Annotated in this window: 1 protein-coding gene; it reads right to left on the bottom strand. The window is 62.0% G+C overall.

The window, feature by feature from the left end; genetic code table 11:
- Positions 1 to 71 precede the first annotated feature (71 nt).
- Complete coding sequence (locus tag ABVS03_RS11120; protein WP_368019161.1) at positions 72 to 8,633, bottom strand: MBG domain-containing protein; 8,562 nt, start codon at positions 8,631 to 8,633, stop codon at positions 72 to 74.
- Positions 8,634 to 8,869 lie beyond the last annotated feature (236 nt).

Below are 8,869 nucleotides of genomic sequence, written 5' to 3'. Positions count from 1 at the left end.
TATAGAAGGAGGGCCACCTGGTCTCCCAGATGGCCCTCCCAAAGCTCAGGTCTCAGAGAAGCGGATTGCGCTTACTCCTCGTCGTCCCTGCTCTTGCGGCGCAGGTGCACGCCCATTGCCATGAGCGCAGCGGACAGTGCAGCCATGAAGCCGACCGGAGCCTGTGCATTGGTGTCAGAGGTATCCGGCACCTTTGCGGTCTCCTGCTTGGCAGGCTCAGGCTCAGCCTTCGACGTCTCGGGCTTCTGCGGCTCAGGCGTAGCCGGTGCCTCAGTGATCGTCAGCGTGCCATTCACGAACGTCACGCTGTAGTTGCCCTGGGACTCCTCGCCGGAGACCTTTATTGCATAGGTACCCGGCGTCTCGCCCGGCTCGCGGGTCAGTTCGTACTTGATGAGCGACTCGGACTCGCCCTTAACGAGACCGTCGACCTTGGCCGTGAAGGCAGGATCGGACTCGCCTGCGACCTTGGTGGCGTCATCGGCTGTCACCGTGACCTTGGCCTGCTTGATCTCGTAGGTCGTGTCGGTGGAGCCGGTGTAGTTGCCGATGCCCTTGATGGTCACCGTGACGGTGCCGGCGTTCGTGGTGTCCTCGCTGTAGGAGAGCTCGTAGTCCGTGCCCTCCACGAGGTCCTTGCCCGTCGCTCCATCGTGGACCGCCGGCTTCTGCTGCTGCGAGGTGCCGTTGTAGGTGACATCCTCAGGAGCGGTGATGGTGAAGCGCTTCTGCGTCGGATCGTTCGGATCCGGCGTGTCGGGGTCGATCTCGGCGGCGTTGACGGTCAGCGTGCCGAGAGCCTCGCCCTCGAGCTTGTAGTTGCCTGCCTTCGCCGTGCCGTCGAACGTGAGCGTGTAGGTGTTGTCGGAGCTGCCTGCGTCCGTCTGGGAGCCCGTCGTCTCGAAGGTGTAGGTCTCGCCGTCGACGATGCCTTCGACCTCGCCCGGAGCGGTCAGTGCCGTTCCGTCATAGGTCTTGTCTGCGTCCTCGGTCGTGACCGTGTAACCCTTCGGCAGGATCTGGTACTCGCGCGTGACCTGGCCGGAGAGGTTGCCCTTGCCGGTGATGGTCACTGTGACCGCGCCTGCATTGACGGTGTCCTCGCTGTAGCTGACGGTGTAGTCATCAGTGCTGACGGCGCCGCCATTCTTGAAGCTGACCGTGACCGGCTGCTTCTGCTCCTGCCCGTTGTACGTGGTGTCCTCAGGCTTGCCCACCATGAAGGCATCCTCGTCCGCGATGTTGCCTGCGGAGACCGTGAGCGTGCCCTCGGTCTTAGTGATGTTGTAGTTGCCGGCCTTCGTGCCGTCCTTCAGCGTGTAGGCGAAGGTGTTCTTCACGGTGCCGACGTTGGTGATGGTGCCCGTCACGTCAAAGGCTGCGCCTTCGCCGTCAGCGAAGTCTTCACCTGCGACCGTGACATGGTCGTTCGTGAGCGGCGTTCCGTCATAGCTCTTCTTGTCGCTTGCGGACGTAAGCGTCACATCACGCTTCAGGATGTTGTAGGTACGAGAGACCGAGCCCGTGTAGTGCTCGCTCGTCGGCAGCGTCGTGACCGTCACCGTGACGGTGCCGGCGTTGACCGTGTCGTCGCTGTAGGTAAGCTTGTAGTCCGTACCCTCGACGAGCTTGGCACCCGTCTTGGTATCGGTGACCACAGGCTTCTCCTCATGGGACGCGCCGTCGTACTTCACGTCCGCGAGGCCCTCGACCGTGAACCTGCCGTCAGTGCTGTCGACGGAAGCCTTTGTGACCGTGAGCGCACCCAGGTTGTCCGTGACTTCGTAGTTCGACTGCTTGGCGGTCGGTGCCGTGGTCTCGGCAGCAGGCGCTGCGAAGAGCGACTGGATGAAGGACGCGATGCCGTGCTTCGCGGCAGGTGCCTCAGATGCCCACGTGATGTCGTAGGTGTTCGGCGTGCTGCCCGGCTCGGTGATGGTGCCCGTGGTCTTCACGGAAACCGTCTCGCCGTTCCGGAGGCCAGCGACCTCGATCTGGTCGTCGGTGAGCGGCGTGCCATCGTATGCCTTCTCGGCGGCGCCTGTCGTAATCGTGACGGGAGCCTTCTTGATCGTGAGCTGCTCGGTGCCCGTGAGGTAGCCCTCATAGTTGCCAGCAGACACGCGGATCTGGACGGTCGTGGAGTCGAGGACATTGGTCGCTGCAATGTCTGCAGGATTTTCCGTCCAGGTCTTGCCATCCGTGGAGTACTCGATGGTGAGAGCGTTGCTGTTCGTATCGGTCGCCGTAGCGGTGCCAGCCGTATGAGCTTCTCCGTCATACGTTACCGTCACGTCGGAAGGCGTGAGGGTCACATACTTGGAGATGTCGCCCTTCGTGACTTCGAGCGTGCCCGTCGTTGCAGAGACCGTGTAGTTGCTCTCCTTGGCCGTCTGGTCGAAGGCGAGCGTGTAGGTGTTGTCGGAGGAGCCCGCCTCGGTCTGGGAGCCCGTCGTCTTGAAGGTCGCGGTCTCGCCGTTCACGAAGCCGGAGACGGTGCCTGCGGCCGTGAGCGGCGTGCCGTCGTAGGCCTTGGAGGCGTCGGGCGTCGTGACCGTCAGCGTGGCCGGCGTGATCTGGTAGGTGCGGGTGACGGTGCCGGAGAGGTTGTTCCTGCCGGTGATGGTCACCGTGACGGTGCCCGCGTCCACAGCCGGAGTGTACTGGACCGTGTAGTCATCGGTACTGACCGCATCGCCGCTCTTATCGAAGGTGACGGAGACGGGCTGCCTCTGCTCGAGGCCGTTGTAGGTCGTGTCCTCGGGCTGGCTCACCGTGAAGGTGTCCTCATCAGAGATGTTGCCCTTCGTGACTTCGAGCGTGCCCGTCGTTGCAGAGACCGTGTAGTTGCTCTCCTTGGCCGTCTGGTCGAAGGCGAGCGTGTAGGTGTTGTCGGAGGAGCCCGCCTCGGTCTGGGAGCCCGTCGTCTTGAAGGTCGCGGTCTCGCCGTTCACGAAGCCGGAGACGGTGCCTGCGGCCGTGAGCGGCGTGCCGTCGTAGGCCTTGGAGGCGTCGGGCGTCGTGACCGTCAGCGTGGCCGGCGTGATCTTGTAGGTCTGCGCCACGGTGCCAGAGTAGTTGCCGGTGCCGTTGACGGTGACCGTGACGGTGCCGACGTTGGTGGTGTCGTCGCTGTAGGTCAGCGTGTAGTCGGTGCCGAGCTCGAGGTCCTTGCCCGTCGCTGCATCGTGGACCGTGACCCCGTCCTTCTGGGAGAGGCCGTTGTAGACGGTGTCGGCAGGCTTGCTGATGGTGAAGCGCTTGGCGTCAGGGTTGTCCGGCTGGTTCGGATCAGGCGTATCGGGGTTGATCTCGGCGGCGTTGATCGTGAGCGTGCCGTCCTGATACGTCACGCTGTAGTTGCCCTGGCTGGCGTCACCGGACGGGGTGATGGCATAGGTGCCCTTGGCCTCGCCCTCATCGCGGGTCAGGTCGTACTTGATGAGCGACTCGGACTCGCCGTTCACGAGGCCCGTGACCGTAGCAGTGAAGGCAGGATCCTTCTCGCCGTAGTTCTTGGAGGCATCTGCCGCCTTAACGACGACCTGGGCCTGCTTGATCTCGTAGGTCGTGTCGACAGAGCCAGCGTAGTTGCCCTTGCCCGTGATGGTCACCGTGACGGTGCCGACGTTCGTGGTGTCCTTGCTGTAGGAGAGCTCGTAGTCCGTGCCCTCCACGAGGTCCTTGCCCGTCGTCGCGTCGTGGACCGTCGGCTTCTGCTGCTGCGAGGTGCCGTTGTAGGTGACATCCTCGGGCGCGGTGATGGTGAAGCGCTTCTGCGTCGGGTCGTTCGGATCCGGCGTGTCGGGGTTGATCTCTGCGGCCGTGATGGTCAGCGTGCCCGGGACCTGGGAGATAACGTAGTTCTCGGTCTGGTCGGTGCCGTCAGCGCTCTTGACCTGTACGGTGCCCGCGAAGGTGCCGGTGTAGGTGCCAGCTGCCGTGCCCTTTGCAGAGTACGTGAGGCCACCCAGCGTCTGGCCATCAAGCAGGCCAGAGGTCGTATAGCCAATGAGCTCGTGCTCCTGACCATCATAGGTAATGGTCTGGCTCTCGCCCGTGACCGTGGCAGGCATGGCGGCTGCCGTGATGGTCAGAGTACCATCGGTAACCTCGACCGTGATCTTCTTGTAGTTCGGGCTGATAGCCGTGAACTTGTTTGCGTTCAGGCCCATGGAGTAGGTGCCCACGTTCGTGCCCTGTGCAACAGCGCTCTGGCCGTCGTTCAGGCTGACGCTGATGGAGCTGTCGACCGAAGCGGCATCGGAGGCCCAGCCTTCGACGGACTTCTGGGTGCCGTCATAGGTGAACGAGCCGGACTCGCCCGTCACGTGGACGGTAGCTTCGTCGGCCTGGTTCACGGTCAGTGTGCCCTCAGCCTTCGTGATGTTGTAGTTTGCTGCCTTCGTGTTGTCGTTCAGCGTGTAGGTGAAGGCATTGGCCACAGAGCCGGCATTGGTGATGGTGCCAGTCACGTCATACGACGCACCCTCGCCCTCGACGAAGCCGTCGCCGGAAACGGTGACGTTGCCGTTCGTGAGCGGCTTGCCATCATACGTCTTCGAATCGCTTGCGGAGGTCAGGGTCACGTCGCGCTTCTGGATCTCGTAGGTGCGCGTGACGGAGCCGGAGAGGTTGCCCTTGCCGGTTACGGTCACCGTGACGGTGCCGGCGTCCACGGCGGGGGTGTAGGCGACGTCGTAGTTCGAGGCGTCGACCGCGCCGCCGTTCTTGAAGCTGACCGTGACGGGCTGCTTCTGCTCCTGGCCGTTGTACTTGGTGTCCTCGGGCTGGCTCACCGTGAAGGCGTCCTCGTCGGCGATGTTGCCTTCAGAGACCTCCAGGGTGCCCTTGACCTGCGTGATGATGTAGTTCTTCGCGAGCGTGCCGTCGTTCAGCGTGTAGGTGAAGTCGTTGTCAACCTTGCCGACGTTGGTGATGGTGCCCGTCACGCTGTACGTGGCGCCCTCGCCCGCGACGAAGCCGTCGCCGGAGATAGTCACGTCATTGTTCGTGAGCGGTGTGCCGTCGTAGGCCTTGGAGTCGCTTGCGGAGGTCAGCGTCACGTTGCGGGCGTTAATCTTGTAGCTGCGCTCGACCGTGCCGGAGTAGTTGCCCTTGCCAGTAACGGTGACGTTAACGGTACCCACGTTGGTGGTGTCGCCGTTGTAGCTCAGGTCGTAATCGGTGCCTTCGACCAGCGTTGCGCCGGTCTTGGTGTCCTTGACCGTGATGCCCTGCTTCTGCTCCTGGCCGTTGTAGGTGACATCAGAAGGATTCGAGACCTCGAAGCGAGACTGGTCCGTAATGTCAGCAGGAGTGGTGATCAGGGTACCCGGCTTGAAGGTGACGCTGTAGTTGCCCTGGCTCTCGGCGCCGGACGGGGTGATAGCGTAACGGCCCGGCTTCTCGCCCTCGGCGCGGCTCAGCGTGTAGCTGACCGTGTCGTTGTTCAGCGTGCCGGAAACGGTAGCCGAGAAGGACGGATCGTCCTCGCCGTACTTCTTCGTGTAGTTGTTGGCTGTCACCGTGACAGGCCTCTGGGCCACGCTGATGTGCAGGCCGTCCTTCTGGACAGTCTTGTAGCCGGCCTTGGAGGCGCGGACGCTGATGTTGCTCGTGGTGCCCGCGTCGGTGCGGCTCGGTGCGGTCGTCGACCACGTCTTTCCGTTATCGGTCGAGTACTCGATCGTTGCGCCAGGGACGGAAGCCGAGGCGCTGAGCGTATGGGCCTGGCCGTCGTAGGTAGTGTCGATGGAGTCGGCGTTGACCAGGCTGATCTTTGCGCAGTAGACGATCGTGATGGTCTGGCCATCAGCAGCGGAGCTGACACTGAACTGGCCGTCGTCCAGCGGCTCATAGGTGCTGGCCCAGCCGGAGCCTGCGGCCTTGGCGACAATTGCCTCGACCTGGGACTGGTCGATGCGCGCTGCTGCGCCTATAGCGACGACAGCCGTAGCGGAGCCTGCATTGGTTGTGGTGCCATCTGCATTGTGCAGCGTGACATTCACCGTGACGTTGGCTTCGCCGTTCTGGGTCCACTGGCTCACGAAGTGGAAGTTGCCATTGGACGCGTAGGCAACGTTGCTGTCATTGATGGTGAAGGTGTCGCCTGGCTTGTAGACCTTGCCGGACGTGTCGCCCTCGAGCACCCAGCCCGTGAAGTGCTGGCCCTGCTTTGTGGTCGTGCATTCAGGGATGGTGAAGGAGCCGTTGTAGCTATACGAACCAGAGGCAGCTGCGTCGTCGTAGCTCGTCGTATAGGTCGTCGTGGCATCAGGCGTCGCGACGATGGAGATGCGGATGTCCTTCGGCTGCCAGCTCCTACCATCGGCACCGATGGTGATGGTGTAGGAGCCGTTGCCGTTAGGGGTCAGCCGCCAGTGACCGCTGGTATTCGTCAGCAGTTTGCCATTCTGATCGCGCGCGGTGATGGTCACGTCAGGCTGCTTATAGCCGTCCTTGACAGTGAACGTGAATGTCGAGCTATATCTGGTGTTCCTGACATAGAAGTCGAAGATGCCCGGATAGAGCTTGTTGCTATCCACATGGTTGGCCGTGCCGCCGTTGGACGTCACATAGCCGACGCCGACGAGCTGGTTGACCCAGACCTCGGAGGTGGCCTGGTCCTTGTAGTTCGTGCTCACCGAGATGTTGCCGTAGACATTCTTGCCCGAGGCAGCCGCGATGGTGACCTGATAACTCGGAGCCGAAGAGGAGCCGCTCCTCGTGACCGTGATGGTCGTGCCGTCGGAGAGCGTCGTCGTAGCGGTGCCATCGGTAGGCGGAATGTTGGCCATGACTTCGCCAGAGGCCAGCGTGATGGTCAGCTTGTTCAGCACCTTGGCATTGTCGGACCACTGGTCGTACCTATCCAGCTGGAAGCTGACGGAGCTGCCGGTGGTGTAGCTGAGGCTGCCGCCGGTCGTGGAATTCAGCGTCGTCCTGCCATAGGTCAGAGAGGTGTTGGAGGAGTTTGCAAACGTCAGCGTATGCTGGCTCGAGAGGTTCACGGTCACGGTCGTGGCGCCGTTGACGCCGCTCAGGATATAGCCATTGCTGCTCGACGCGATGGTGCCGCTATCCGAGGTGACGTTGTCGACCGAAAGGCCCGTGGCGGGCGTGAAGGCGATGTTCGCGGTACCATTGGGGGTCACGCCAGAAGGACCGACGAGCGAGCCGGCATCGGCTGCCGTGGCCTCCTTGCCGTCGATCATGTACTTGTAGGTAATGGCGTAGGAACCACGGTAGTGGACCTGGAGATCCGTGGCCTTGGTTGCAGCAATCTGCGCAATGGAGCCATCAGCGGTCATAGCAAGGAGTGTTCCGTCAGAAGCGATGGAGAACGAGACGACATCGGTGTTGTAGATGGATGCATGGTCAAATGCGTAGCCAGCAGGAATAGTGCCGGACGCAGCTGCATTCGCGGCGATGTTGCCTGCTTCAAGGGTTCCAGTCGTCGTGGTGCCGTCGTTGTCGTTCACGAACGTGACCGTCGCAGATGTCGCTGCAGCCGTCTTGCTGACACCGAGCAGCGAATCGATCGAGAGAGCGGAGACAAGCGTCGTGCTGGTCTCAGCCGTATCCGCGCTGGAGCTCTCCTCGGCGCCTGCCGCTTCTTCGCTCTCGGAGGTCTCCTCTGTGGCAGAGGATTCATCCTTCGTGACTTCTTCGGTCGAAGTGGCCTCGTCCGTGCTGGATGCCGCCTTGGCAGCAGAAGCATCGTCAGAAGAAGCGCTGTCAGATGTGCTCGGATCATCCGCTGCTGCAGGAGCGGCCTTCTCGCTCTCGAGCACATAGATCGAAGATGCCGCAGAAGAGGCTGCCGTGGCCTTGCCGGCCGTGGCCGCCTCCTCCTTCACAGGCGCTGCCGTCTCTGACACCATGCTCCACAGCGTCGTTGCATCCGTCGAAGGATCTGCATCCGTGAGCGTAATCTCGACTGCAGCGGCAGGCGTGACAGCGCTTCCATCGGCGGACACATAGCTTACGCGCACCGCTTTGAGGGCAGAGACCTCGTTTCTGGAGGCAGAAGCGATGCTTTCGAACGTATCTGCGAGATCTTCTGCATCGACCGTCTCGAGGACGAGCTTTGCGTCCTTCGGAAGCGCACCTTCAGGCGCAGACACATGGACTGCGACGGTGTCAGTGCCGACTGCCACGCTCTCCTCGAGCTCCTGGGCAGGCATCGTGTCCTCAGAGGCAGCAGTCCCCTCTGCTGTGGCCGTGGTGGCCGTAGAGGCAGCAGCGGGCGTCTCGGCCGTCGTGGCAGACGCGCTCGTCTCGGCTGCACTCTCCCGTGCAGCAGGAGCCGTCTCTTCGGTCGTGGCAGCTGCTGCAGGCGCCTCTTCCGCAGCCGTCGTCGAAGACGTAGATGCAGCAGATGCACTCTCCTGAGTCGTCGTGGCAGCCGTCTCCTGGGCTGCTGCAGCCTGAGAGTTCGTCTCGTCGGCAGATGTGGCATCAGGCTCAGAAGGCTGAGACACGCTCTGGTTCTCTGCCGCGAAGACCGGCAGCGGCGTTCCTGCTGTCACCATGGCGCCAGAAAGCGCGATGGCAAGCGCCTTGCTGGCCGGACTCTTCGGGTCGAAGACGTTGCCCTTCTTGTCTGACTTCTTGTGCTTCTTTGACATAGCCAAGCCCCTTCCATTCAGCTCCTGTGTCAAATGGCCTATCACTGGCACCGATATGCATAGTGCTTCAAGAATTGTCGAGCAGCTATGTAAGAGCTGTGCCAGTTCTGTGCCACATGTACGTTATATAGCCGACTTTTGGCAGGGTGCGCATCGTCCCGAAGTATGAGATGAGCGATTTGCATGCATCAAGACGCTATTTCATGCAGTTCGCATTAAGTATTTTATATATCTGA

It is taken from the genome of Olsenella sp. AGMB03486 (assembly GCF_040884255.1).
Lineage (GTDB): Bacteria > Actinomycetota > Coriobacteriia > Coriobacteriales > Atopobiaceae > Olsenella_L > Olsenella_L kribbiana.
Note: the sequence above shows the minus strand (reverse complement) of the source record. Positions and strands in the feature narration are given on the sequence as shown.

Excerpts from the sequence above, each read along its gene's own strand:
- ABVS03_RS11120 (WP_368019161.1), bottom strand. The coding sequence starts at position 8,633 with ATGTCAAAGAAGCACAAGAAGTCAGACAAGAAGGGCAACGTCTTCGAC.